We start from the raw sequence: 25106 nt of genomic DNA, 5'->3' as shown, positions 1-25106 counted from the left end.
CTACAATCATTCAATCGAGCCAACTCGATCGATATTCAATCGTACTAATTATTTAAAGAATTGTTGAACGCCAGAAAGATTGGCAGTATCCCGAATTATCAAAAATACGCCTAATCCTAACAATAAAAATAAACCTGTTTGCATCACCGTATCTTGCAACTTGCTCGGTAAGGGTTTGCCGAGCAATCCTTCAATCAAGAGAAATGCCAATTGACCACCATCTAAAGCTGGTAATGGCAAAATGTTCATTACGGCTAAGTTGATGCTGATTAGTGCGCCAAATTGCAGCAGTCCAGTGATATTTGTCGAAGCAATATTCGAGCCAATTTCGACGATTTTGATCGGCCCAGCTACTTGAGTTGCAGTTTCACCAAAATTAGTGACTAATTGAGACAAACCTTGAATGGTAAGTACTACAACTCGCTCAAATTCTGTCGCTGCCAGAGTTAGAGCCTGAATTGGATTTTGCGCTCGATCGAGGGTAATATCGGCATTGGGAGCAAGTTTGACCCCGATTTGTCCTTTCCCTTCCGCATTCGCATCGGGAGTGACTTGGAGCTTGAGGGTTTCGGTACCGCGTTGCACCTCGAAGGAAATTGGTAACTGAGGATGATCTTGGATCTCTGCCATCAGTTTGACAATTGCAGGTTTGGCACTGCCCAATTTGTTGCCATCTACCGCCAAAATGATGTCATTGGCTTGAAGTCCAGCCTTCCCAGCAGCACTACTGAGATTTTCGGCAATCCCGGCAACTGTGACTCCAGGATGATAATCAATCTGTTGGAACCCAGCGACACTTACCTGGATCACAAATAATAAGTAAGCAAAAATGAGATTGGAAATTACTCCAGCACTGATGACGATCGCCCGATCGAGTATTGGCCGATTATGAAGTAAATTAGGATCGTTGGGCGGAATATCGCTGTCTGGATCGTCATCGGGAAAGCCAACAAAACCCCCCAGTGGTAGCGCACGGAGTGCATATTCAGTTTGTTTACCTTGATACTTCAATACTACTGGCCCAAAGCCTAGCGAAAATTTATTGGCATAAATTCCCTGCAATCTGGCTGCCAAAAAATGCCCCAGCTCATGGACGAAAATTAATACTGCTAAAACGCCGATCGCCGCCAATGTTGACATATATTCACTTAGTTTGACCTACTGTTCCCATTTTAATCGGGGATGAGGAGTGTGGGGTGGATAGGTATCCGAGTAACTAATAGTTGCTCAGAGCATAGTCAAATCCAACTATAAATGTTAATATAGTAAGTTGCAATTAATCGAAATTTTCAGTATTCATGACCCTAACTCAAGAACGCAAGCAAGAGATCGTGACAAAGTATCAGTTGCACGCAACCGATACGGGTTCTTCCGATCTCCAAGTAGCTATGTTGACAGAAAGAATCAATCGTCTCAGCGAGCACCTAAAAGCTAACAAAAGCGATCATGCTTCTCGTCGAGGCTTACTAAAAATGATCGGACAGCGCAAACGGTTGCTAGCATTTATCCAATCTGAAAGCGTCCAACGTTATCAAAATCTAGCCGATGGACTCGGTATCCGTCGCGTCAAAGACTAATCGATCGCAGGTACTAGTGGCTAGAAAGTAGTGTCAAGTGCCTATTATCAAAGCTTTTTCCTACTCTCTATCCCTATCCCTGGATCGCATCAAACCAGATCCCACTCACACCAGCAGATGAATATGCCTGACGACAAACCCCGTCAATCTGTCCCGTTTGAACCCCGCGCCAACAAAAAGCAGCGTAAACCCGCAGCTAAAAAAGGGACGCCAATTGTCAAACCAAAAACTACTCCACCAGTAATGGCACAGGATTCTGGTTACATTCCCGATGTTGTCAGCAAACGGATGATTCGGCGGGTGCTGGTATTTTGTGGTATCCCTGTCTTGATGGGGGTAGCCGTCTTCTTGGGCAGTTATTGGGTAATTGCCAATCACTTGTTCAAAGTTCAGAATACGCTAGTCTTACTGACGAGTATGGGATGTTTGGGATTGAGCGTCTTGGGACTCACCTATGGGATTCTCTCTGCTTGTTGGGAAGAAGATAGCACCGTCAAGGGCAGTTTATTGGGGTGGGCGGAATTTAAAATTAACTTTGGGAGAATGGCTGATGCCTATCGCGCCTCCAAACGGATGCAGGCAAGTATCGATCGCGATTAGGTAGTTGTGGGGGCGCACAGGTCGGCTATAATATGTGCTGAAATCCGATCTATTCCCTATCCATGCAGATCCATCCCTTATCAGCGATCGAACCTGGAGCCAAAATCGGTGCCAATGTCTCGATCGGCCCATTCTGCTACATTCGACATGATGTAGAAATTGGGGATAACTGTATTCTAGATGCTCACGTCACCCTGCTACCCTACACCTCGATCGGTCAAAATTGCCACCTCCATAGTAATGTTGTTCTCGGCGATTTGCCTCAAGATCTCGCCTTCAAAGACGAGCCGAGTTATGTCAAGATTGGCGACAATTGTACCTTGCGAGAAGGAGTAACAATTCATCGCGGCACCAAACCTGGAACTGTGACCACAGTAGGTAATAATTGTTTATTGATGGCATATAGCCATCTAGCTCATAACGTCCAAATTGGTGATGATGTTATCGTCGCCAATGGCGCACTTTTGGCGGGTTATGTCGAAGTTGGCGATCGTGCATTTATCAGTGGCAATTGCTTAGTGCATCAATTTGTCAGAGTTGGTAGATTGGTGATGATGGCTGGTGGTTCTGCCGCACAGAAAGATATTCCGCCATTTTGTATGACGCGCAGCACGACATTGAACAAAATTATGGGTTTAAATACCATTGGATTGCGTCGCGCTGGGTTCACATCCGAACAAAGATTAACACTCAAACGAGCTTTTAAAATACTTTATCAATCGAACTTACTAATTCCCGAAGCAGTAATAGAGCTAGAAGCCCAATTTGATTCAGACTTGATTCGAGAAATATGTGATTTTATCAAAGATTCTCAGCGGGGAATCGCTGGATACGTGCGTCAGCGTCAGCGGGAAGACTAAAATTCGAGCATAAAGTAGGGGCAATCGATCGATTGCCCCTACTTTGTCGTCCCAACCCCTCTTCCTATTGATAGAGATTTGATTTAGAACGGCGGAGCCAAGCTCTGTCTGTTGATTGATGTGTCGATCGGCTGTTTCCTCGTATAACTAGAAGGTGCAATCCTAGATAAATTCACCGACATGAGACTCAACATTCAGAACTTAGTTTCTACCTTGCAGCACCAGTTCACTAGGCTTATCGGTGGATTATTGATCCTGACATTGGTTTGGCAGTGTGCAATTCCTGGAGTAGATGCTGCGATTGCATCACCTCTATTGGCTACCAGTGCCGATAGTATGTCCAAGCAAGCAACTGGAAAAGCTGAAGAAGTCAAAGGTGCAGCCACCCGATCGATCGGTAATACCCAATCCGACATGGAAGACAAAGCTGGAGCTGCCAAGATGAAAGTCAAAGATAATGTCAATGACGCGAAACTTGCCGTTGACAAGGCTGCTGGTAGAGTTGAGAATGCTGCCGAGCAAGCGACTGAAAGGGTCAAAAACTTCTTTGGTAAGTAAGAACGCATCGCTACTATGTTTAGCTGTAGTAGCGAGTAATTTGGCTCGATCGATTAGTGTTCCTAGCTACCTATCAAAATACTCCTGGAGATAAAGAATATGCGTCCTATCAATATTGGCTTGACCGACGATCAACGCGAAGGTGTCATCGATTTACTCAACCACGACTTGGCAGATTCTTATCTGTTGGTAGTCAAAACTAAGAAATTTCATTGGGATGTAGTTGGCCCACAGTTTATCTCTCTTCACGAACTTTGGGATAAACAATATGAGATCCTTTCCACCAATATCGATGCGATAGCCGAACGGATTCGCGCACTAGGTGGTTATCCGATCGGTACGATGAAAGGGTTCCTAGACTTTACCTCTCTAGGCGAACATCCTGGAAATATCCCGATGGCGACAGGGATGGTTGCCGCTCTGGTAGAAGATCACGAGCACGTTGTTCGCAACTTACGCGAACACATTGATGCTTGTAGCGAAAATTTCCACGATCAAGGTACTGCCGACTTTTTGACTGGGTTGATGGAACAGCACGAAGAAATCGCTTGGATGCTGCGCTCCTTTATCGAAGGCGAGTCTCTATCTCCCAATGGTGCTCGTCCCGATCTTGAGAGCAAGACTCCAGTTGGTGTCTAGTTGATTCTAGGTGCTTGAGGACTGAAGCTCGATGTCCATAGTCTAGTCAGTTCTCGATCGCGAACCAGATCGGCTGTCAGGGTGATGAGGACAGATCCCCGACTTCTTTGAGAAGTCGGGGATCTGTTAGTTCTAAACGATGTAGCGGTTGCTGTAATAGAGTTGTGGCTGAGATTGCTCAATCGCTCGATTGAGTATACATCTGTAATTAGGTAGAGAGTTTGACAAGATATCGAGCGTATAGTATCGATCTGTTTAGTTGTGTGAATTGCACACCTGAAAATACAATGAATGATGCAAACTCTACTCCAGAAGATCTTCAAGCAGTTGCGGCGAATACCAAAAAATCTCAGACTTTCACAGCAGCTTTGTCAGCGATGAAAGTAGAAAATCAAAGTGAAGCTGAACGGATCGTGGCAACCACACAGACAAAGGGAAAACCTCAGAGTATTGCTGATGCTTGCGTAGTCATGAAAGAGCAAAATCTAGATGAAGCTCAACGGCTGGTGCCAGATCCCCGAAAGATCGATCGCCCAGTTGAAAATTCCTAGATAGCTGACGCTCGATCGCCCTTCACACGAGCATCGCCGCAACACTGCTCTATCTATTGGTAGGTACATTTAATAGCGTCGATCGACTGATTTATCGACTGGCTCGATCGAGCTATAACTATGGCTTTTAGGAGAGAGATTAAATCGAAAAATATCATATTGTGTGAATAGTTCAAATAAAAAATAAACACCCTGAGGGGAAAATATCATGAGTATCGAAGATCGTACCAAAGCAGCAGCACAAAACGTCGAAGGCAAAGGTCAAGAAGTCGTAGGTAAAGTTACTGGAAGCTCTCAAGATGAAGCCGCAGGCAAAGCAAAACAAGCTGGAGCAAAAGTAAGTGAAGGCGTTGAAGATGCTAAAGATAAAATTGCTGATGCAGCCAACAAAGTAGGCGATAAGATCCATGAAGGTATCGACAATGCTAAAAAAGAGTTAAACAAATAGGATAGTTATTTACCCTCGCTCGATTGTACTTGGTATACTTTGACCGATCGAACTTAGGCATTTAGTGCCTAAGTTTTTTATTGTATATGCCAATATCTTTAGAAATAGATAATTCTTATAAAAGATCGCTCTAATGAGGGGTGGAAAAAATTATTTTTAGACCGATAGACTGAGCATTAATAAGCGATCGAATTGATATGATAATTAAGAGTGATGATTAACTAACAAAGATTGTAAAAATTATGCCAAGACTAATCGGTAAACCATCAAAAGCTCCTGTGTATGTTGGGCTTGCCATTATAGCTGGAATTATTGGGGTAGGTACATTGGAATATCTCAGTGAGCTAGGTCTACTTCCAGAAGTTGGCTACGATCGTGGATCGATCGCACCTAGAAGATCGTCAGAACCTTTTGATTATCCACCGCAACGACGGTAGGTAATCCCGCCAAAAGTTTATCGTCTTAAAATTAAACTAACCTCTAAAATATCAGAAATATAACGATCGTGCGTAAGGGAAAAGACATTATTGGTAGAACTGTTGTTGCATACAACTCTGGAACAAAACTTCAAACTATCAAAGACCTAATTTTTGACCAAGATGAAAATCGATTATTAGGATTCTTGATTAAAGAAAGTGGCTGGTTTAGCAATGCTAAAGTTTTGCCACTGTCCTCAGTCAAAGCGATCGGCGTTGATGCGATCGTCGTGGCTTCAAAAGAGGCGATCGGCGATATCAGCCAATATCCGCATATTGAGGATATTATCAAAAATAATAATCTTCTCAACGGTACTCGGATCATGACAACTGATGGTCGCGATTTAGGTAAATTAATCGATTTATATTTTGATGAACAGACAGGCATAGTCGAGGGCTACGAAGTCTCTGGCGGCTTATTTGCCGATGCTTATTCGGGTCGAGCGTTCGTACCTGCTCTCCACACACTCAACATCGGTCGGGATGTAGCGTTTGTACCGACAGAGACAGTCGGCTTAATGGAAGAGCAAGTGGGCGGCATCAAAGCTGCCATGCAAAATGCCAATGAAAAGCTCCAAGCAACCGCCCAGAGCGCAAGTGAAAAGATCCAAGACACCGCTCAGAGCGCAGGTGCCAAGATCCAGGATACCGCTCAGATCGCAGGCGCCAAGATCCAAGACACCGCCCAGAGCGTAGGTGAGAATATGCAAACTGCTGGACGGGCTGCTACCACTAGATTGACCGATACAGTAGTCGATCGATCGGCTCAAAAAGCCTTTGTCTTAAATAAGGTCGCACAGCAAACAGTTTATCTCCCTAATGGCGATTGTCTAGTCTTAGCTGGTGAAGTAATTACGCTCACCGCCGCCAATACCGCCGAGCGGCTGGACATACTCGACGGACTATATAGATCTGCTGGTGGAAGTTTGACGATACCATTGAGAGCGCGGCTAGATCGTAGCGTTGCGGGACTGACACTCGACCAAGCTCAAGGGCGACGCGCACAGCGAGCGATTTATACCCCAGAAGGTTACATCATTGCCGCCCAAGGGCAAATCATCACCGAACGAACTATCGATCGTGCAAAAGCAGCTCACCAGGAATCAGCCCTATTAGATGCTGTTGGATTGTCTGCTTCAGATGCAGCACAGTCTCAAGCAGGCAACTTCGCTATTGCAGCACAGTCTCAAGCAAACAACTTCGCCCTAGTAACTGGTTCTCAGCTCAAAGCCACAACAGCGAACGCCAGCGAACGGCTCCAATCAGATGCTACCAATCTGTGGGAAAAAGTTAAAGAAACCGCCCAAGAGGTACAAGGACGCAGCACACAAGCACTAGAGGAAAAGCGAATTAAGGGAGCTTTGGGTCGTCCCACTACTAGAGTTATCCTCGATCGTCAGGATGAGGTAATTTTAAATGTGGGTGAGCTAATCAGCCACAAAGCGATCGCTAGTGCTCGATCGGCAGGTATTCTGGATGTGTTGTTAGACTCGGTATATACTGAAAAGCCACAACTATCGTTAGAGCAGCTACGGGCACCAGGAGTAGGTAACTCTGCGCTCCAATAATCCGATTTAATCACAAGCACAATTGAGGGTAAGAGAAATCGATCTATTTTTCCTACCCTCAATTTTTCGGCAACGTCTTCGATACCATCTGCTCTAAGTAATTAACGTTAATTCGATCGCTCAGACAACACTCGATCCCCCTGAAGATCCGCCCTCACCCGCATCAAAATGCGACCGAGATGATTTGCGCCAGTTCGATCGATTCCACAGCCCCAGAAGTGGTCTACAGGTGAATCTTCAACGATCTCTGCATCCAGTGTATCGAGCAATATTTGCTGAATATCCAAGTGGTGACGAAATTTTTGCCAGACAGCACGATACATCAGATCGCATTTACATTCATCCCAATTGGGGTGGGGTTGATATTCACAGTCACGGCCAATTTTTGCCGCAAGTACCGGAGTTGCGGCGGTTTGAATTTGCACCATCAAATATTCAAACTTTGTATCCTGAAACTTGTGTGCTTGATAATAGTGTTCGACAGTTGCCCACTGTTTGCCAGCCAACTCGATCGGGTGTGGCGAAAAGTTAGAAAAGCAACCATAAGGCGCATCAACTTTGTAGAAATAAATTCTCAATGGATCCAAAGCTCACTCACTGCTGGTAGTTTACGCTAATTTTTGGCTAATTAGTCTCGACCATTCGATATACTCAGCGTCTCACCATACATCAGATATCACAAAACCCCTAGTCGAAACTAGAGGTTTTTTTACTCAAGGCGGCACCCAGATTCGAACTGGGGATGGAGGTTTTGCAGACCTCTGCCTTACCACTTGGCTATGCTGCCATACAGTCTATAACCATACCAAATATTTGGTCACAATACAAGTAGCTAGCTTGCGAATGTGGGACAACCCCTAGAGGTTGTCCCTACCGATTACCGATCTCTACATTTCTGCTGCTGCACGTTCGATTAAGCGTCTGGCAAGTGTTTGAGTACCAGTATGACTATAATAGTTGGTGCTCACATCGAGAAATGCCCCCAAATAATCGAGCTTATCATCAGTTATCTCGACAAAGTTGCGAAGATTGCCAACAACTGTCTCTGGTGTTAATCCCCGCGAACTCACGAAATCACTCATCCACCCGCTGACAGAGCCAAAACTCTGGGTAATAAAACCTAATTGTCCGCCTGTATCACCACCAGGAATTTGGTCTTTGATTCCTTTGAAGGTTTGGTTCCCTTCTAATTCCTTCGGCGACATTCCGCCCATTTTATCCATTACCATGCCGATAAAATCTGGGCCTAAGGGAATCAACCCGTCGAAACAGACTAAAGCTGCCATCCGCATCAGAGACTCACCACCATAATCGCCCAATGCAGCGAGGAAGTCACCGACACTATCACCAGGAATACCATTAATCTGACAGAAGGCAACAATTTCGGCTACCAATTTGACGCTCAAGTCAATAGTTTGCGCGGTTTCTGCTTTTGGAGTGATATTACCCAAAAAGCCCAGCATTGAGAATTTCTGACCGACTTTATTGGCTATTGCTGCTGCACCGAGTAGACGGGAACCTGAGTCTACAGTATTGTAGAGCCACATGGCTGTCTGATAGCCTTCACCTTTATCATTATATAAAGCAACTGCGCGTTCGCCGATCGCTTGGATATATTCGGGATCGTCGGTACCAGTAACTAGCTTGATAGTATTGTCAAATCCGACGGTATTCTGCCATTGTCCAGGGATGACAAAATCCAAGGCGTTCAATGACATGACGGTTAAGCCCCCAGTGGGCAACTCGTCTACTAGTTCAAAAATTGATTTGCTCATACAGGACTCCTGAAGATTATTACAATTATTAGTTGACTACTTGAGTGTGGATAATCCGCCTAAGTTAAACTTTTGAAGCCAGAGTTGACGATCTTCAGCCGTAAATGAAGGATCGCGAGAGGCTACTTTAACTTGGAAACGGTTATTGACTAATACGCCAGTGCTTTTGACGGCTGGTTCATCTAGCAATGGATAATTATTGAGTTTGCTGATACTCTTTTCATATTTTTTCGCGGTACCAGGTACACTACTGGTATCGCTGATGGACAATACTGCAACATTCTTACCACCTTTGTTCAGTTTTGCTTCAGCAAAGCCTTTCTTCTCTTGGGAGAATACTCGTGCATAGCCAGCACTACCTTCAGGGAAAAATTTGTTAAAATCACCACCAGCTTCGGCATTTTTAGCGACGGCGACGGGCGCGCCTCTGCCTGTGGTGTCTTTTTGGACTTGGGCGTACTTGGATGGTTCTTTACTCGAACAAGCTGAAAATAGTAGGACTACCGATAATAAAATCGGTAATAATGCTTTGCGCCAATTAGAAACAATCATGGTTCAATTTATCGATCTGAACACTTCCATTGTCTCCTATGGCTGTCGTGACTGTGGTGGGAAAACCGAATCTAAATCAGTTGAAAACTCTAGCTCCGCTCATATTCAACCAGAACGCTCGAATAGCGATCGTGCTTTATTTGTATAATTCGATCGAGCTGTTTTCGATACTATGCTTAAAATTATGGATATTTTTCCGGCGATCGATCTATTAGATGGTAAATGCGTGCGATTGTATCAGGGGGACTATGACAAGTCAGAGGTATTTAATGACAATCCCGCAGCGATGGCTAAATCTTGGCTCGAACAGGGTGCCAATAAGTTACATTTGGTAGACTTAGATGGTGCTAAAGCTGGTCATCCGGTCAATCTAGACGCGATCGCGAGTATTGTAGAGATGGTAAAGTTAACTGCTAAACCAGTTCAAATCCAAGTTGGCGGCGGACTGAGGACTGAAGCGAGCGTTGTCCAGTTGTTGAATTTGGGGATCGATCGAGTTATCTTGGGCACGGTAGCTGTCGAACAACCCGAATTAGTCCGAGCATTGTGCCAAAAATATCCTCAAAAAATTGTTGTCGGCATCGATGCCCGATCTGGTAAGGTTGCAACTAAAGGTTGGCTGGAAACTTCAGAAGTATTAGCGACAGATTTGGCCAAACAGATGGCAAGCATGGGCGTAGCCGCAATTATCTACACGGATATTCACCGCGATGGCACCATGACAGGGCCAAATCTAGAGGCACTGCGAGAACTAGCTAGTGGTGTCGAGATTCCGATAATTGCCTCTGGTGGCGTTAGTTCTCTCGGTGATTTACTTAGTCTGCTATCGCTCTCGACTATTGGTGTCACTGGCACGATTGTCGGTCGGGCACTCTACACTGGAGAGGTTAACCTCACGGAAGCAATTCGGGCGGTAGGCGAGGGAAGATGGCAAGACATCCCCCCAGATTTAGGTGCAACTAGTTTTGCTTAGAAGAGATTACTCGATGGAGTAAGACTACCAACTCAGTCACTTGCTGGCGGCTGAAGTTTTGCAAGATGGCTTGCGCTGCAACACGCACATCGACCGGAATGGTAATTTGGGTCATCTGTACCGTTGCAGTTATAGGAGCTACTGGAGCCACTGGAGCCGCCGCTTGTTGGAGATTAGCCGAAATAGTAATATCTCGATCGCGATTTGCTGCTAATAGATCTCCAGCAAGCTTCAATTCGCGGATTACCAGTGGAGCTACAGCATTATAAGTGTTATGCTCGTTGGCGATCGCCTGAGTCGTTGCTGTGACTAAAGTTTGCCAGTTATTTGCATCTACTGCTAATGTCGATAGAGATTGGGCAATACCGATCAACTGCTGGCGGTTAGCGAGACTCTCACCTTGCTTAAATAATACCAACATCTGTTGAAGTGTCGTCATGACTGTGGCTACGATGTTAATCGGTGGAGCCATCACAGCAGTAGCACCAATCGCAACATCTCTAGTCGCAGCAACCACTGGTGCTTCCTTGGTAGTGTCGTGAGTATGAGTATTGAGCATCTCTTCGAGATATTCTTGTAAAGCGACAAAATTTGCGGCGGAGCCTGAAAGTACCTCATCAACTACTTCTGGACGTAAATTCGTAGTTGGAGAACTTGCCAATTCATCAACCAATGCCTTGAGTGCATCGTAGCCTTTGAGAAAGAGTGTTTCCAATCTGCGATCGATCGGCACGGGATGATCGCGTAAAATTTTGAAGCAATCTTCTAATTTGTGAGCGGTTGCTTGGATACCTTCAAACCCCAGCATGGCTGCACCACCTTTGATGGAGTGTGCCGCGCGAAACATTTCATTGACACGTTCTGCGTCGGAGATAACTTCCGCTAGATCCAATAATCCTTGTTCTACTGTCTCTAAATGTTCCTGTGCTTCTTCAATGAAGTAGTGAATAATCTGCTGCTTGTTATCGTCCATTTTCCTGTTCCTAAACAGATATTTGTTATATCTCAATTCGAGCAAAAGTTGATGTCAACTTTTCGATCGTTAACCAAATAATCATCTGGCTTGAGTTGGATTTTGTTGACTTTGGCGTTGGTGACAACCTACCATCAGGCAATATGCCACTCGATCGCAGCCTCTAGAGAGAGTCGCTACCTTTGGATGGCAAGCCACATTAGCGGTTCTAAATATATATCGCGATCTTATTAGATATATTATGCAGACAAATGAGCGATAATTTACTACATATGTGGTAAATCAGATCTACTCAGTTTTATATTACCCACATCACTCGATCGAGATATCAACTTGTGAATTTACTATTTTCAGTAGCGTCTGATTAGATCTTGCTGAAATTAGACCGTTTTGTGCATAGTTTAGCTCCGGCGATCGGATCGAAAATGCCTCTAGCTCGATCGGTCGATCGGCTTGAGTCTAGAATTATCATTCCCACAAAAACTCGAAAACGATCGGATCTCTCTATTAAAGCCGCTCGATACCAAAAATCGTGACTAAATTCCGAGCACTTATTGACACTGCTCGTTGGTATGGGTGGATATCTGTTATCTACATAGTGTGGGCTTCGATCTTCTACCCACTCCCTTCCCACCCAAGAAATAGGCATCCACCATTCACCATCCACCATCCACACTATGCCTACGGCAGGCTAACGCCAACGGCTACGCATTGCCTACGGCAGGCTAACGCCAACAGTGCAAGCTATTCACCGCCTATACTAAATATCTAATTTCTCACCGATCGGGAAGTAGCTGCTTCTGCGGAGAATCCAGCGTAAAGTTATAATTAAGATAACTAATCGCAAAGCCAAGCCCGTCAATCCTTCTTTACTGATTCCGTACAGGCATCTCACCTGCTGCGCTTTTGACATGAATTTTGTTCTTCAATACCCTATTTTCGGTTCAGAGATTCAGTGTCCCCATTGTCGGCAAACTATTCCCGCACTGACACTGACAGATACTTACTTATGCTCTCGACATGGGGCTTTTGAAGCCGATCCACAGACAGGCGAACTGGTACATCTTCAATCCAGCCGACATTGGTGCCTGTGGGAAGATGAGTGGTACCGTCAACATAATCATCCCGATGGCATTCGGTTTGAGATCCATGATGCCTTGGACAAGCTGTATACGCAAGGCTACCGCGCTACCAAGGTAATCATTGCCGAACGCTATCGGGAGCTGATTGGGAGCTATCTCGTCGGTACAGAATCTGGCAAAGATCGTCGTTATCATTCCTGGGTGGGCGACGCAGAGCAGCCAATTGTACCGCGATTGTTTGGCTTACCTGTTGAATTTAGTCCTGAAGCTACTGCCGAACCCTGTTGGAAAGTGATTAATTTCGCGCTCGAAAAAGAACCTGGGATTCCAATTCAGTACCCGTATTTTCGGATGTCTCCTTAGTTAGGGGTAGAGAGTAGAGGGTAGAGGCTTTGGGAAAAGAAAAGCATTTCGAGCTGAGTAGCAATGTTAAGCGAAGTTGTAGTCGAAGGGTAGGCAGTGCCTACCCTTCAAGTTTCAGGAATTTTTAGTCTCCCTAAACCCTAAACCCTAAACCCTAAACCTTCACTCTCTACCCTCTACCCTCTACCTATGTTGCACCACATTTCCATTCGCACAGCCGATATCCATCGATCGATCGCCTTTTATGAGTGTCTGGGATTTACAGTGAGCGAAAGGTTTACCACTGGCTATACCCTCGCTTGTTGGCTCGAAGGCTTGAGTGGACGGCTGGAACTGATCCAAATTCCCGAACCTAAACAAGCTCCAGATGCTTTTGGCGACGAGCACTATGTCGGTTATTATCATCTTTCCTTCGATCTCACCGAGCTTGCGCCAGATTTGACTACCTGGATTGACAATCTGGCGACGATCCTCGCCGCAGCGGCTCAACCAGCACCGACGGTATTACTCGCCCCTGCCCAGCAAATTATCGGGGAAAATGTCTATGAAGTGGCTTTCCTCGCCGATCCAGATCGCCTACCACTAGAATTTATTCACCGCAGTCGATCCGGTTTACCTACGAGTTTGTAAACTAATGTAACGATATGACGTTATAACGTTTTGACAGCTTGACAGTTTAAAAGCAGCAAGTTAGAGTAGTTACATACCCGGGTAAAGCAGTTGAAAATCGTATGGAAGACAAGCAAAAGGTCACTTTGTACCTGACGCCACAACTACATCGTCAGTTGAAAATTCGATCGGCAGTAGATGCTGATTCGATGTCTAACATCGTAGAAAAAGCTGTGGAATTCTATCTCAACCACTCCGATGTGGTAGATGGGGTCAAAATAAATGGTTCGACGCACCAAGTCTATAGCTGTCCTGAATGCGAACATCCGGTCGTAATTAGAGATGGGGAAATGGTGGCTCTGGGGCAACAACCAGGGATACTGACAGAACGCTCGAATTCACGTACAGACAAAGTAGGAGTTTCTCCTCACTCTCAAACGCAGCAAGACCTAGCGATCGCTGCTGGGTAAGTTCTGAAAACTACTGTCAGGGTAGTCGATTCTCCAGGGGAGAGGTTACACCAACGAGGCTAGCGTAGTCACCATCTTTAGAGGATAGAAACTCATGCAAGAAGAGCTAAATATTCTAATTCAAGCTCAATATCCCCTCATCTACCTTGTCACCGCAGAGGAAGATCGCGCCGAAAAGGAAATCGCCGCAATCTCACAGATGAAGCAGCAACCTCGGAAGTTGTATGTGTGGACATTGACTCATGGGATGGTGGAGCACGGACAAGCCCGTACGACCCAGCACAACACGATCTCCCCCGAAGCGGCGATCGAATGGACGACCAGACACAAGGAGCCAGCTATATTTGTCTTCAAGGATTTACACCCTTTCAAAGATTCAGCGGCGGTGACTCGCTGGTTGCGGGATGCTATAGCTAGCTTCCAAGGTACTCAGAAAGTAATTATTCTGATGTCGCCAATCCAACAAATACCGATCGAGTTAGAAAAAGAAGTAGTAGTTCTCGATTTCGCACTGCCTAGTTTGGGCGAACTCGATCGAGTTCTCTCTCACCAATTAGACAAAACTCGCCAAAATCGCCTCTCAAATGAAGGGCGAGAAAAACTCCTCAAAGCATCGCTTGGATTAACCCAAGATGAAGCCGAGAAAGTTTACCGCAAAGCCCAAGTCAAGCGCGGCAAAATTACCGAAGCCGAAGTTGATATAGTTCTGTCTGAGAAAAAGCAACTGATTCGTCGGAATGGGATTCTCGAATTTATTGAAGAGGATGAAACCATCGACGCAGTTGGCGGATTGGAAGAACTCAAAGGCTGGCTAGTGCAACGCTCTGGTGCTTTTAGCGAACGAGCGCGCACATATGGATTGCCTCAACCCAAAGGGATGCTCATCCTGGGCGTACCAGGTTGTGGGAAATCGCTGATTGCCAAAACCACCTCTAGACTGTGGGGTTTACCTCTACTCAGACTAGATATGGGTCGAGTCTATGATGGCTCAATGGTAGGACGCTCTGAAGCCAACTTGCGCGGTGCCCTCAAAACAGCCGAATCGATCTCTCCAGCGATTCTATTTATCGACGAACTAGACAAAGCCTTTTCTGGGTCAGGTTCGGGAGACTCCGATGGCGGTACATCCAGCCGTATCTTTGGTTCATTTCTGACTTGGATGCAGGAAAAAACCTCACCCATCTTCGTGATGGCAACAGCCAACCGGATCGAAAAACTGCCTGGTGAGTTCCTCCGCAAAGGACGATTTGATGAAATCTTCTTTGTAGACTTACCCACTCAGTCCGAACGGGAAGCCGTATTCAGAATTCACTTGAGTAAGCGTAACCGAGATTTAGAACGCTTCGACCTAGAGCAACTATCTAAAGTTGCCGATGGCTTCTCGGGAGCTGAAATAGAACAAGCTTTGATCGCCGCTATGTATGATGCCTTTGCTCAGAACCGCGAGTTCACGCAACTAGACATCATCGCCGCCATCAAGGCTACTCTGCCCCTCTCGCGGACAATGACAGAGCAGGTAACTGCTTTGCGAGATTGGGCAAGACAGCGAGCACGTCCCGCCGCTGCCTCAGTCGCTGAATATCACCGACTGGAGTTTTAACAAGCTTGCTCCGATTATCGGAGTCAAGGTGCTAGTAAATTCGATCGGGGGGCACAACAACCCGATCGACACTAGCGAGGAGACCAACCTCGATCGAATGACAAAATCGATCGATTGCCGTAACAGTTCAAGTTGTCGTTTCGCCCAACTCAATTATTAGAGGAAACCGATATGTCTCACTTTAGCACTCTCCGTACCAAAATCACTGACGCTGAAATTCTCAAAACCTCCCTGCGCGACCTTGGCATCAACGTCAAGACCGAAACAGACCTACGCGGCTACCAAGGTCAGCGCGTCCGTGCTGATATCGTCGCCATCTTGGAAGGTGAGTACGATTTAGGTTGGTCCCGCAACAGCGATGGTTCTTTCGACCTTATCGCAGACCTCTGGGGCGTCGCCAAAAAGCACAACCAAACTGAGTTAATCAACTCAATCAACCAAAAGTATGCAGTAAACAAAACCCTCTCTGAAGTTCAACAACGTGGTGGTTTACAAAACGCCAATGTTACCTTGGTTCTTCAGTAGAAACTGTCCTACTCATTCCCAAACTAAAGGGGTCGATCTGATTAAAGATCGACCCCTTTTTATCATTGTGTGTGGAGGGCGGGTTCGTTCGTAGTTGATTTGTTTCGTCCATAGCTAATTACATAGACCCGCCCCTACAGATCTATATCAATGTCATTTTTTACCTTTATTTATATTTACACCAACTCGTAGGGGCGAGTTTATGCTAAAAGTTTCGATCGAGCAACATTATTCTTAAATCGAACCCGCCCATCCCCACCAATATCTGTCAGATCGTTTTTATCGATGGAGATCGTGGCTATTCTTAGTTTATAGATGTATTGGGATCGATAAAATCTAGAACCACAACTACTTGCTATAACAGCAAACGAGAAAACACAAGTGATGCAAATATTAGCTCAAAGCTTGGACAATTCTTGGCGGGGAATTAAAAAAACTCCAGGGGTTTAGTTGACAACTAAAGCATCCACAACTGCACCCTTACAAACAATTTGTAGGGGTGCCCTTTGTGAATACTCTTCACCGATGTGGATGCGGACTATTATTTATTCGATAACGATTGGTGGTTCTGCTATTACTACTCCATTCGGAAAAGTTCTGTGAAACTCCATCATCAAGTCATCCATTTCAATCAAAGCTTGATCTACATCTAAGGATAAAGTGCCAAGAGTAGGATCGGTTTTGAACTTTAAGAGTAATGCTCGCTTGCTTTCAACTTGGGCGATCCGTTCTTGTAGAGTCTGTGCATTCATAAGTTACCGACTGGTTGTTTATTGAGTGGTTGTTAAGTTTAATTATGAATTATTCCCTAATTCTTTGACGGCTGCTAAATACTGAGTATCCTCGGCTGTAGCTGCGGACTCTAAGGTAATCTCTGAATTGGGAACGACTCGATCGGGTGTGATGCCCAATTTGTGAATATCATGATGATTGGGGGTTTCATACTTAGCAACGGTGACAGCCAAACCACTCCCGTTGGGTAAGTCGAATAGAGATTGAATCAAACCTTTACCAAAAGTCTTTGTCCCGATCAGTGTCGCTCGTCCGTTATCTTGCAATGCTCCCGCGAGGATTTCACTCGCACTAGCAGTACCTTCATTTACTAACACAGCCAGGGGCGCATCAGTTAGAGCAGTACCTGTAGCATCGATCTCATCGATCGCTCCGCGTCGATCGACAGTATAGACGATCGTCCCCTCATTGAGCCATTGACGAGCAATTTCAACTCCAGCTTGCACCAATCCGCCAGGATTATTTCGTAAGTCTAAAATGTAACCTGTCGCACCTTGTTGTTTGAGTTTAGTAATATTTTCACCGAGTTCTTGGGCGGCTTTGGCACTAAATTGAGCTAATCTCAAGTAGCCGATTTTACGACCATTTTCGGTATGGAGTTTGGCGGTGACAGGGTTAAGTTCGATTTTTTGACGAATTAAAATCACCTCGCGCGGCGATTGGTCAGATGTTTGGACGATCAGGCTAACATTAGTGCCAGTAGCACCCCGCATTTTCGCCGCAGCGGTGTCGAGCGTCAATTCTGATGTGGGTGTAGCGTCAATCTCGACGATGATGTCACGGGGCAAAATCCCCGCCATGGCAGCCGGAGAACCTGCGATCGGAGCAATCACCTCGATCGATTTACTCCCCGCCTTCACGCCGATTTGTAAGCCCACTCCTGACAATTCCCCAGCTGTATTCACCTGAAGAGAGCGATATTGTTCGGGGCGCAGCAGCCGCGTAAAGGGTTCATCTAAACTAGCAATCATCTTGGTAATCGCCTGATAAGCCGCTTCCTCAGTGGGAATTTGCTGCTTGAGCGTGCGATCTCTAGTCAGCCACCAATTCTGATGATTGAAGCTGTCATCATAATAAGCCTGATTTATCGTCCGCCATGCTTGTAATACTAATTGCTGCTCCGGCGTAAAAGCAGCCGCTGGAGGTGTCCCCCAGCACCAAAATAGAGCCACTTGCAGACTCAAGATCCAACCAAACCAAGAACTAGCTCTCACGATCGATACCACTCTCCTTTCGAGGTGTGTTAAATTTTGTAGAGGTAATATGAGCGATCTGCACCCAAATATTACTAAATTAAACAATTTTGGGCATGTTTGGTACAAGCAGTTATGTTTAGTACATTACTGTTTGGCAACATAACACATCTTAGCCAGTCATTATTTCGAGCCACAGGATCTAGATCCTACTGGCGTTATAATATACAACACGACATTAGAGAGAAGCACGGAACCCGTCAATGTTTACCAAGCAAGTCACAAATAGTAAAACCTACCAATGGTTTGATGAACGTCTTGAAATCCAAGCACTATCCGACGATATTGCTAGTAAGTACGTTCCTCCCCATGTTAATATCTTCTACTGTCTTGGTGGAATCACATTAGTATGCTTCGTAATTCAGTTCGCCACTGGATTTGCGATGACTTTCTACTATTCGCCCACTGTAGCTGATGCTTTCACATCCGTTCAGAAGATCATGACCGAAGTCAACTTCGGTTGGTTGATTCGTTCCATCCACCGCTGGAGTGCCAGCATGATGGTATTGATGATGATCCTCCACACCTTCCGCGTCTATCTCACTGGTGGATTCAAAAAACCTCGCGAACTTACCTGGATTACTGGAGTTATCCTAGCAGTACTCACTGTCAGTTTCGGTGTAACTGGTTATTCCCTACCTTGGGATCAAATCGGCTACTGGGCAGTTAAAATCGTATCTGGAGTACCAGAAGCGATTCCAGTTGTTGGCGTAGCGATGGCTGACCTCCTCCGTGGTGGTTCCAGCGTCGGTCAAGCAACTTTGACCCGTTACTACAGCTTGCACACCTTCGTGCTGCCTTGGTTGATTGCTGTCTTCATGTTGTTGCACTTCATCATGATTCGTAAGCAAGGGATCTCTGGTCCTTTGTAAATTGATAGATTTGATGGCATGGTTTGGTAGTGCTACACAGTTGGTTTACCACCCATCCATCGATCGAGACATCACCCAATAACAAAAACTTACGCCATTATTTACTATGTCAACTCTCAAAAAACCGGATCTATCCGATCCTTCTTTAAGAGCCAAATTAGCTCAAGGCATGGGTCATAACTATTATGGCGAACCTGCTTGGCCTAACGACCTGCTCTACATTTTCCCAGTCGTCATCTTTGGGACGATCGGTTGTTGTACTGCTCTAGCTATCCTCGACCCAGCTCTCGTCGGCGAACCTGCAAACCCCTTTGCAACTCCCCTCGAAATCCTACCTGAGTGGTACTTGTGGCCCGTATTCCAACTCTTGCGGGTGTTACCTAACAAACTGTTGGGAATCGCTTGCATGGCTGGCGTACCATTAGGTCTGTTGGTAGTTCCTTTCTTAGAAAACGTCAACAAATTCCAAAATCCTTTCCGTCGTCCAGTTGCAATGGCAGTATTCCTCTTCGGTACTGTCTTCACAGTCTACTTAGGTATCGCAGCAACCTTACCGATCGACAAATCTTTAACGTTAGGTTTATTCTAAACTGAATTTAATTATTTGCTTCAAGCCTATCTAGCTTTTGCTAGGTGGGCTTTTTCATTAATTTTAACTGCAATCGGCAGAAATTTTAGATTTAGGTCGTTTTATAAGAGAGATCGAACTTCCATCAAGGCAAAACCGAGTAGATTATTGCCCTGCCAAAGATGGGGGTTTTTAATGTTGGGATTGTCAGCAGCTAATCCGATGCCCCAAATTCGATCGTCTGGACTAGCTTCAACTAAAATACGATCTTGGGTATTTAGGATAAATTCTGTGAGGAGGGGGTTTTGTTGGAACTTCGCAACATTACCATCAACAACGATTTGAAAGCGATGTTCGTTCCAGATTGTTTCCTGGAAGCCTTGGATTTTTCTGCCTAATATTTGGGTCTGACGTGGATGATTTGCTGCTAGGATTTCAGGGAGGATAATTCGATCGTCAAATAAGCGTGCTTTGGCTGCCATCATGTAATGTTCGGCAGTTTTGTAGCTAATGCCATCTATTTCAAAGCTAGCCTCAAACCATTGACTGAAACAAGTTTTACCTACCGCTCCATCGGGATTCGGTCGATGACTCCAAAAAAATAAGTAGTCTAGTGACTCGCCGCGATCGAATCTATCTTTAATCTTATTAATATTCATGAGTAAACCAATATCACAATTAATCTGTTGGCAATGGGATTTCTCGCTCTAATTCATATACTGTTTGTAGCCATAGTTCTCGTGCTTCATTGATATTTTGGATCGTTTCTTCGATGTTTTCCCCTTGAGTCAAACATCCAGGTAGATCTTTTATTTCAGCTACATAACCACCCTCTGGATCTGGGTAAATAGTGATTGGATAGTTTAATGTCAAGTAGTAGTTTAAAGTTTTAGCCTCAACCGCATTAATCATATTATTCCTCAACCTCTTCTGATAGCATAACAGCAAGATCGCGATTTCATGCCAGATTGAGAGGATGTTTGGAAAGTCCAATTGCTACGTTTCAGGTGGGTAAATCCCCCTAAATCCCCCTTAAAAAGGGGGACTTCTATCCGGTTCCCCCCTTTTTAAGGGGGGTAAGGGGGGATTTTCTCGGGTTTACGAGTGCCATCTTATACTTTCCAAACATCCTCTGAGTAATAGTCTCGAAAATAGTTTAGGATTGCTATATAAAGATGGTGCAATATGAGCTTAGACTGGCAACTCCCACCTCAATTAGAAATTCCCGCTGAATTTGTCGCGGCGGTGCGATCGTGTAAACCGACTGTCAATGGTAAATATGCCGCTCAATTATTATGGCAGCGGGGGATCCGTGAGATCGATCGCATCCCTGGATATTTAGATTGTGACAAATATCAGCCCATTAGTCCCTTTGCTTTTGGGATCGAAATGACTGCGGCGGTGGAGAGATTAAAAAAAGCCTATATCTATGCCGAAAAGGTGGCTATTTGGGGTGATTTTGATGCGGATGGGGTAACGGCGACGAGCGTACTTTGGGACGGCTTGGGGCAGTTTTTCGGGCGAGGACAGCTCAGTTATTATATTCCCGATCGGATGAAGGAATCGCATGGGTTGAATATGGCTGGGGTGAAGCGATTGGCGGCACAAGGGGTGAATTTAATTATTACTTGCGATACGGGTAGTACGAATATTAAAGAAGTTGAATATGCAGCTAATTTGGGTGTGGATGTGATTATCACCGATCATCATACTTTACCAGCCCAACGTCCACCTGTGGCGGCAATTATTAACCCGCGCTATTTTGAAGAAAGTCATCCGTTATTTAACCTCGCTGGTGTTGCAGTCGCTTACAAATTAATGGAGGCTTTTTATCTAACTTTACCAAATGTTCCGCAGCAGCCTGTAGAGTATTTGTTAGATTTAGTTGCGATTGGGTTAATTGCCGATTTGGTCAAGCTTAATGGTGATTGTCGCTATCTCGCCCAGATGGGTATTAAGCGATTGACATTGCAAAATCAAACCGATATCGATGGCTTTCGTCCAGGGGTCAATAAGTTATTACAATTGTGTAAGCGGAATGGCGATCGACCGACGGATATTTCGTTTGGAATTGCACCGCGAATAAATGCCATTAGTCGGATTCATGGCGATGCGAGTTTTGGGGTGGAGCTATTAACTAGCAAGGACATTGAGCGGTGTCATGAGTTGGCAGCCGAGACTGAATTAGCGAATACGCGGCGAAAGGAATTACAAAAGAATATGACGCTGAAAGTTCAGGCGAAATTAGCCGAACTGGATCTGTCTACTACTTCAGTCATTGTGTTAGTAGATAATAATTGGTCGCCTGGAGTATTGGGTTTGATCGCCGGACAAATTGCTCAAGAACACGGTAAACCGACAATTCTATTAAGTACCAATAGTGAGGATGATACAGGTAAAGACAAAGCTAAAATTGCTAGAGGTTCCGCTCGATCGACTCAAAATGTCGATCTCTATCAATTAGTCAATTCTCAAGCTCATTTACTCAATAGTTTCGGTGGACATCCCTTCGCAGCGGGGATAAGTATTAATGTCGAAAATATTCCCATATTTACTGAAGCGATCGATCGTCAGCTACACGCCCAAATTGAAAAACTACCACCAATAGCGATTCAGACGGACTTAATTATTACAGTTGCCGATCTCAGCAAATCTGGCGGACGGGAATTATTTGAAGATCTGCTATTGCTGGAACCTTATGGAATGGGCAATCCTGCACCTAAGATCTTAATTAAAAACTGTCAATTCAAGGAGATAAGAAACAAAAACATCCAAGACTTTAAAGGTAAGACCGTTCAGTATATTCGGACAAAGTTTGAGATAATTGATGCGACTAGCCCGAAAGGTTTTCCAGGAATTTGGTGGGGACATTACGACCATGAGATTCCGCGCGTAACTTGCGATGCGATCGTCGAGCTAGACTTTAATTCATATGAAAAGAAATTTGAAGTTCGGCTAGTTGAAGTGCGTCCAGCCGCGATCGTTAGTACGATTTCACAACTCAAGCAAGTTCCACCCAATTTCAGCAATCGTAATCGATTAGAAGTACTCGATTTTCGTCAAGATTCAGTCCAGCACGACGCAGATTTGGGCGCAGTTACTTGGGTGAAAAAATGTCCGAGTAATTGGAGTGAGTTGCAAGGCTATCGTCAAAGAGCAATTCAGACAAATAGTAAATTAGCTCTTGATTATCAGTCTACTAATCTATCGACTAGTCGTGAAATATTCGAGCAGCTAGTTGGTATTGCTAAATATCTAGTCAATACTAATGAACAGATCGAGCTAGCTCGACTAGGAACACACCTAAATATCAGCGATCGATTGGTAAGATTGGGATTAGATGCTTTAGTAGACATTGATTTTGAGGTATCCTTACAGCCACAGACTAATCTAGTGACGATCGGATTATCGCAGCCCCAAAACGTCTGTACAGCGTTGCCCATGACAAATAAAGATGTAGACTTATACTCACTAGTTACAGTACTGAGATTCTTTACCGCGATCGAGGAAGAACAGTTCAATCGTAACTACTTTCTCCAGGTGCCCACATACGCGATTCATTCCTAGAGTGGGACTGTGGAGATAACTACCGAGAAATCACCAACAACCAACAAAGAGATGCTAAATTTTTAATAGCTGGATTAAATATTGCTGTTTTGGGAGCGCATAGATAATGATCGTAATTTTCAACTTGGCACTATTTGCCTTAGTGGTACTGTCTTTCGTGATGATCGTCGGCGTGCCTGTTGCTTATGCAGCACCACAAAACTGGGATCGATCGAAACAACTCCTGTTCGTTGGCTCAGGAGCTTGGCTGCTGCTAGTAGTTGTCGTTGGTGTCCTGAACTTCCTAGTAGTCTAGATTGCCGATTGAGCTGGTTGGCTGCTCAGACGATTACATTGTCTCGAATGCAGCCGCTCGCAACATTCCGTAACAGCTTTATAATAGAGTTATCTAGTTTTACATGTAACTCATAATTAAATGTCAGTTTTTGAAGGCACTCTCGTCTGTGATAGTTCTTTACGGTTTGCGATCGTCGTCGGTCGATTTAACGACCTTGTTACTAATAAACTTCTAGATAGCTGTCAGGACTGTCTCAAACGCCACGGAATTGATGTTGACCCGAATGGTACTCAAGTGGACTATGCGTGGGTGCCTGGTTGCTTTGAGGTGCCACTGGTAGCCAAAAGGATGGCAGAATCTGGTCGCTATGATGCGGTGATCTGCTTGGGCGCGGTAATTCGGGGCGATACTCCCCACTTTGATTATGTATCTTCAGAAGTCGCCAAAGGTGTGGCGGCAGTAGGATTTCAAAGCGGTACGCCAGTTATCTTTGGGGTACTGACTGTAGATACGATGACGCAAGCCTTAGAACGAGCAGGGATTAAAGGAAATCACGGATGGGGTTACGCGCTCAACGCGATCGAAATGGCAACGCTGATGAAGACACTACCCGCTCGACAGGGCTAAGATATTAGGCGTTGCTGATGGGTGGGGTGACGGGGTGACGGGGGGATTTCGGATATCGGCTATGTCGATGTAGGGTGTGTTAGGCTTCAGCCGTAACGCACCAGTCTCAATACCAAAGGATCTGATTTAGGACTGCCATAGTGATTTTGTATTGGTGCAAGATGTGAGTATTCTAATAGAGCGAATAATCTTTAGATCCAGTTATTTGTGCCCATCGACTAGATAGCAATCGGGCATAATCTGCGGGAAATAAACCATAGGAACCGATCGAGTATCTATCATTTACCTCAATTAGTAAAGTTTCACCCGCATCTGTCACCCCAAAATCTGCCGCATAGCCAGCCGGAGCAGAATGATAAGCTGCAATTGCATTTTCAATAACTTGTGGATCGAAATGTACTCGCCAATCGCCATAGTAGGGTTTCACGCCCAGGATTTCGCCATAGCGCAAAGCATCGCCATTCTGCCAAGAAGTTGACTGGCTCTGAACACCAAATCTCAGTATCTTCAAGCTCATCCCCGCAACTAATTAAGTCTTTAGTACTGGTAAGTAATCGCCCCGTGAATTTTTTCGATCGAGTCGCTGGCTTGATGAAAACATTCCACAGTTCTGGATGTTTGGCGATATAATTTATCTGCGATCGCCAAATTTTTCGTCCCAAAAAACTCCTCAACTCGTCGGGATAATTAATCTCTGCTGGTGATTCAATCCCTAATTACCTGAGTTCGATGAGGCTATGCCTCATCATCAAACCAAGTCTCTGATTGTGTTTGAGCAATAAATATTAATTATTAAAAGGGGGTGATTTCCCATTTCATTATCAACAAGCTTTGATTATTGATAATGAAATGGGATGCAAGTGCTGATTGCTGATGACAAACAATTAAGAATCAATAAGTTATTAAAAGTCCTGAAAATAATCTGTAAATAAAAATATCAACAACATAGCA

31 protein-coding genes, 1 tRNA gene and 1 pseudogene are annotated in these 25106 nt (G+C 44.9%); 21 read left to right on the top strand and 12 right to left on the bottom strand.

The window, feature by feature from the left end; all coding sequences use genetic code 11:
* Positions 1–48 precede the first annotated feature (48 nt).
* On the bottom strand, positions 49–1140 hold the full coding sequence (rseP, locus tag ACEW9J_RS14620; protein ID WP_373545842.1) for an RIP metalloprotease RseP: 1092 nt from the start codon (positions 1138–1140) through the stop codon (positions 49–51).
* Positions 1141–1298: 158 nt separating this feature from the next.
* Between rseP and rpsO the strand changes: the two genes are divergently transcribed.
* The 9 genes from rpsO to ACEW9J_RS14575 all read left to right on the top strand — a co-directional run bounded on the left by rpsO (position 1299) and on the right by ACEW9J_RS14575 (position 7277).
* Complete coding sequence (gene rpsO / locus ACEW9J_RS14615; protein ID WP_373545841.1) at positions 1299–1577, top strand: 30S ribosomal protein S15; 279 nt, start codon at positions 1299–1301, stop codon at positions 1575–1577.
* Positions 1578–1700: 123 nt separating this feature from the next.
* The gene (locus ACEW9J_RS14610) at positions 1701–2177 is read left to right on the top strand and encodes a PAM68 family protein (RefSeq protein ID WP_373545840.1); all 477 of its coding nucleotides are present in this window, start codon (positions 1701–1703) and stop codon (positions 2175–2177) included.
* A 62-nt stretch (positions 2178–2239) separates the two neighbouring features.
* Positions 2240–3037, top strand: a complete 798-nt coding sequence (lpxA, locus tag ACEW9J_RS14605) for an acyl-ACP--UDP-N-acetylglucosamine O-acyltransferase (protein WP_373545839.1) — start codon at positions 2240–2242, stop codon at positions 3035–3037.
* A gap of 180 nt (positions 3038–3217) precedes the next feature.
* The gene (locus tag ACEW9J_RS14600) at positions 3218–3595 is read left to right on the top strand and encodes a hypothetical protein (protein ID WP_373545838.1); all 378 of its coding nucleotides are present in this window, start codon (positions 3218–3220) and stop codon (positions 3593–3595) included.
* Between the two features lie 99 nt (positions 3596–3694).
* Positions 3695–4234 (top strand): Dps family protein, encoded by a 540-nt coding sequence (locus tag ACEW9J_RS14595; protein WP_373545837.1) that lies wholly within the window; start codon positions 3695–3697, stop codon positions 4232–4234.
* A 287-nt stretch (positions 4235–4521) separates the two neighbouring features.
* Positions 4522–4785 (top strand): hypothetical protein, encoded by a 264-nt coding sequence (locus ACEW9J_RS14590; RefSeq protein WP_373545836.1) that lies wholly within the window; start codon positions 4522–4524, stop codon positions 4783–4785.
* Between the two features lie 208 nt (positions 4786–4993).
* Positions 4994–5233 (top strand): CsbD family protein, encoded by a 240-nt coding sequence (locus tag ACEW9J_RS14585; RefSeq protein WP_373545835.1) that lies wholly within the window; start codon positions 4994–4996, stop codon positions 5231–5233.
* A gap of 242 nt (positions 5234–5475) precedes the next feature.
* Positions 5476–5670 (top strand): hypothetical protein, encoded by a 195-nt coding sequence (locus tag ACEW9J_RS14580; RefSeq protein WP_373545834.1) that lies wholly within the window; start codon positions 5476–5478, stop codon positions 5668–5670.
* 68 nt (positions 5671–5738) lie between these two features.
* On the top strand, positions 5739–7277 hold the full coding sequence (locus tag ACEW9J_RS14575; RefSeq protein ID WP_373545833.1) for a PRC-barrel domain-containing protein: 1539 nt from the start codon (positions 5739–5741) through the stop codon (positions 7275–7277).
* A gap of 107 nt (positions 7278–7384) precedes the next feature.
* On the opposite strand, the gene ACEW9J_RS14570 is transcribed toward ACEW9J_RS14575, so the two are convergent.
* From ACEW9J_RS14570 to ACEW9J_RS14555, 4 genes are all read right to left on the bottom strand, one after another.
* Positions 7385–7855, bottom strand: a complete 471-nt coding sequence (locus tag ACEW9J_RS14570) for an NADAR family protein (protein WP_373545864.1) — start codon at positions 7853–7855, stop codon at positions 7385–7387.
* A 138-nt stretch (positions 7856–7993) separates the two neighbouring features.
* Positions 7994–8064 (bottom strand) — tRNA-Cys (locus ACEW9J_RS14565).
* 100 nt (positions 8065–8164) lie between these two features.
* Positions 8165–9052, bottom strand: a complete 888-nt coding sequence (locus ACEW9J_RS14560; RefSeq protein WP_373545832.1) for a hypothetical protein — start codon at positions 9050–9052, stop codon at positions 8165–8167.
* A gap of 36 nt (positions 9053–9088) precedes the next feature.
* Positions 9089–9604, bottom strand: coding sequence for a hypothetical protein (locus ACEW9J_RS14555; RefSeq protein WP_373545831.1), 516 nt, complete (start codon positions 9602–9604; stop codon positions 9089–9091).
* Here ACEW9J_RS14555 and ACEW9J_RS14550 point away from each other — a divergent pair.
* Both ACEW9J_RS14550 and hisA read left to right on the top strand, forming a co-directional pair.
* Positions 9603–9752: a hypothetical protein gene (locus tag ACEW9J_RS14550; protein WP_373545830.1), complete on the top strand. Its 150-nt coding sequence runs from the start codon at positions 9603–9605 to the stop codon at positions 9750–9752. The genes ACEW9J_RS14555 and ACEW9J_RS14550 overlap by 2 nt on opposite strands.
* A 36-nt stretch (positions 9753–9788) precedes the next feature.
* Positions 9789–10577: a 1-(5-phosphoribosyl)-5-[(5-phosphoribosylamino)methylideneamino]imidazole-4-carboxamide isomerase gene (gene hisA, locus ACEW9J_RS14545; protein ID WP_373545829.1), complete on the top strand. Its 789-nt coding sequence runs from the start codon at positions 9789–9791 to the stop codon at positions 10575–10577.
* Here hisA and ACEW9J_RS14540 read toward each other — a convergent pair.
* Positions 10564–11550 carry an Hpt domain-containing protein gene (locus ACEW9J_RS14540; protein ID WP_373545828.1) on the bottom strand — a complete coding sequence of 329 codons (987 nt, stop codon included), beginning with the start codon at positions 11548–11550 and terminating at the stop codon, positions 10564–10566. The two genes, hisA and ACEW9J_RS14540, sit on opposite strands and share 14 nt — an antisense overlap.
* A gap of 760 nt (positions 11551–12310) precedes the next feature.
* The gene (locus ACEW9J_RS14535; RefSeq protein WP_373545827.1) at positions 12311–12463 is read right to left on the bottom strand and encodes a hypothetical protein; all 153 of its coding nucleotides are present in this window, start codon (positions 12461–12463) and stop codon (positions 12311–12313) included.
* Between ACEW9J_RS14535 and ACEW9J_RS14530 the strand changes: the two genes are divergently transcribed.
* From ACEW9J_RS14530 to ACEW9J_RS14510, 5 genes are all read left to right on the top strand, one after another.
* The gene (locus ACEW9J_RS14530; RefSeq protein ID WP_373545826.1) at positions 12462–12995 is read left to right on the top strand and encodes a TIGR02652 family protein; all 534 of its coding nucleotides are present in this window, start codon (positions 12462–12464) and stop codon (positions 12993–12995) included. The genes ACEW9J_RS14535 and ACEW9J_RS14530 overlap by 2 nt on opposite strands.
* A 189-nt stretch (positions 12996–13184) precedes the next feature.
* On the top strand, positions 13185–13625 hold the full coding sequence (locus ACEW9J_RS14525; RefSeq protein ID WP_373545825.1) for a VOC family protein: 441 nt from the start codon (positions 13185–13187) through the stop codon (positions 13623–13625).
* A gap of 101 nt (positions 13626–13726) precedes the next feature.
* Positions 13727–14074: a hypothetical protein gene (locus tag ACEW9J_RS14520; RefSeq protein ID WP_373545824.1), complete on the top strand. Its 348-nt coding sequence runs from the start codon at positions 13727–13729 to the stop codon at positions 14072–14074.
* A 94-nt stretch (positions 14075–14168) separates the two neighbouring features.
* The gene (locus ACEW9J_RS14515; RefSeq protein WP_373545823.1) at positions 14169–15674 is read left to right on the top strand and encodes an AAA family ATPase; all 1506 of its coding nucleotides are present in this window, start codon (positions 14169–14171) and stop codon (positions 15672–15674) included.
* Positions 15675–15845: 171 nt separating this feature from the next.
* Positions 15846–16199, top strand: coding sequence for a DUF1257 domain-containing protein (locus ACEW9J_RS14510; protein WP_373542325.1), 354 nt, complete (start codon positions 15846–15848; stop codon positions 16197–16199).
* Positions 16200–16744: 545 nt separating this feature from the next.
* On the opposite strand, the gene ACEW9J_RS14505 is transcribed toward ACEW9J_RS14510, so the two are convergent.
* Entirely contained in the window at positions 16745–16951 is a 207-nt protein-coding gene (locus tag ACEW9J_RS14505; protein ID WP_373545822.1) for a hypothetical protein, read from the bottom strand.
* A 42-nt stretch (positions 16952–16993) separates the two neighbouring features.
* Positions 16994–18208, bottom strand: coding sequence for a carboxyl-terminal processing protease CtpA (ctpA, locus tag ACEW9J_RS14500; protein WP_373545863.1), 1215 nt, complete (start codon positions 18206–18208; stop codon positions 16994–16996).
* Between the two features lie 239 nt (positions 18209–18447).
* Here ctpA and petB point away from each other — a divergent pair, with 239 nt between their 5' ends.
* Positions 18448–19116, top strand: a complete 669-nt coding sequence (petB, locus tag ACEW9J_RS14495; RefSeq protein ID WP_373545821.1) for a cytochrome b6 — start codon at positions 18448–18450, stop codon at positions 19114–19116.
* Between the two features lie 106 nt (positions 19117–19222).
* The gene (petD, locus tag ACEW9J_RS14490) at positions 19223–19705 is read left to right on the top strand and encodes a cytochrome b6-f complex subunit IV (protein ID WP_373545820.1); all 483 of its coding nucleotides are present in this window, start codon (positions 19223–19225) and stop codon (positions 19703–19705) included.
* 101 nt (positions 19706–19806) lie between these two features.
* On the opposite strand, the gene ACEW9J_RS14485 is transcribed toward petD, so the two are convergent.
* Positions 19807–20343 carry an NADAR family protein gene (locus tag ACEW9J_RS14485; protein ID WP_373545819.1) on the bottom strand — a complete coding sequence of 179 codons (537 nt, stop codon included), beginning with the start codon at positions 20341–20343 and terminating at the stop codon, positions 19807–19809.
* 19 nt (positions 20344–20362) lie between these two features.
* On the bottom strand, positions 20363–20596 hold the full coding sequence (locus tag ACEW9J_RS14480; protein WP_373545818.1) for a type II toxin-antitoxin system HicB family antitoxin: 234 nt from the start codon (positions 20594–20596) through the stop codon (positions 20363–20365).
* Positions 20597–20869: 273 nt separating this feature from the next.
* Here ACEW9J_RS14480 and recJ point away from each other — a divergent pair, with 273 nt between their 5' ends.
* The 3 genes from recJ to ribH all read left to right on the top strand — a co-directional run bounded on the left by recJ (position 20870) and on the right by ribH (position 24155).
* Positions 20870–23251, top strand: a complete 2382-nt coding sequence (gene recJ / locus ACEW9J_RS14475; protein ID WP_373545817.1) for a single-stranded-DNA-specific exonuclease RecJ — start codon at positions 20870–20872, stop codon at positions 23249–23251.
* 106 nt (positions 23252–23357) lie between these two features.
* Entirely contained in the window at positions 23358–23546 is a 189-nt protein-coding gene (gene psbZ, locus ACEW9J_RS14470) for a photosystem II reaction center protein PsbZ (RefSeq protein WP_373545816.1), read from the top strand.
* Positions 23547–23666: 120 nt separating this feature from the next.
* Complete coding sequence (gene ribH / locus ACEW9J_RS14465; protein WP_373545815.1) at positions 23667–24155, top strand: 6,7-dimethyl-8-ribityllumazine synthase; 489 nt, start codon at positions 23667–23669, stop codon at positions 24153–24155.
* A gap of 172 nt (positions 24156–24327) precedes the next feature.
* On the opposite strand, the pseudogene ACEW9J_RS14460 reads toward ribH, so the two are convergent.
* Positions 24328–24817: pseudogene (locus tag ACEW9J_RS14460) on the bottom strand (ATP-grasp domain-containing protein).
* Positions 24818–25106: the final 289 nt, after the last annotated feature.

It is taken from the genome of Chamaesiphon sp. (assembly GCF_041737865.1).
Lineage (GTDB): Bacteria > Cyanobacteriota > Cyanobacteriia > Cyanobacteriales > Chamaesiphonaceae > Chamaesiphon.
The sequence above is the reverse complement of the archived record's forward strand: the minus strand, read 5'-3'. Positions and strand labels throughout refer to the sequence as shown.